Source organism: Roseateles sp. P5_B10, from assembly GCF_056400485.1.
Map to the genome: position 1 here is coordinate 1 of NZ_JBFULE010001431.1, position 752 is coordinate 752.

At 60.5% G+C, this 752-nt stretch carries 2 protein-coding genes; both read left to right on the forward strand.

Annotation, left to right across the window (positions count from 1 at the left end; translation table 11 throughout):
- The coding region (locus AC1DU6_RS33800; protein WP_477862754.1) for a hypothetical protein at positions 1-411 on the forward strand (411 nt) is incomplete at its 5' end.
- Positions 412-413: 2 nt separating this feature from the next.
- Positions 414-695 carry a type II toxin-antitoxin system HicB family antitoxin gene (locus tag AC1DU6_RS33805; protein ID WP_439093915.1) on the forward strand — a complete coding sequence of 94 codons (282 nt, stop codon included), beginning with the start codon at positions 414-416 and terminating at the stop codon, positions 693-695.
- Positions 696-752: the final 57 nt, after the last annotated feature.

A 752-nucleotide genomic window follows, 5' to 3' on the forward strand; every position in this document is an offset into this window, starting at 1 on the left:
GTCGAGATCACGGAATCAAAGGGCGGTTCGGGCTGGGGCGGCGCAAGCGGCTACGGCGCATCGCGCTTCGACAATGTGGAATCCTTCGGTTCAAGCTATTCGACGCCGGGCTGGCAACGCGCGCAGGCCAATCGCTCGCGCGGCGGGGGACAAGGTGGCAGCGGCTTCAGCGAAGGCCAGTCGCCATTCGGCGGCTCCTCTTCATCGCGGAATAAGCGGCCGATGACTATCGAGGGCGAGTTGATCGCGAAGTCTACCGGTACGGAGTCCGACTTCACGCTGCAGGATCGCGTCTTCCACCAGAAGTTCGGCTACGGCAATGTGACCAAGATCGACGGCAACAAGCTCACCATCGTCTTCGAGAAGGCGGGTGAGAAGAAGGTCGTCGACAGTTTCGTGGAACGTGTCTGACAATGCCGGTCTATATTGCGCTCATTCTGAAGGACGCCAGCGGCACCTTCAACGTTTCCTTTCCCGATCTGCCCGGCGTTGTCACCGCCGGTGACACCCTTGATGAAGCCATCGAGGAAGCCGAGGAAACGCTCGAATACGCGGCCGGAGACTGGCGCAATTCGGACGGCTCGCCAGGCCTTCCGTCGCCACGCACCATCGAGCAATTGACCAGCGACCCCACATTTGCCGATGCAGCCGACGGTGGCACCATTGTCGAGATCGACTACGAAGCCGCAGAATAGCCCTAAAATCGCCTGTTCCGCGATTGCGCCGGCGCATCTTCATTCCTATGTACGCAC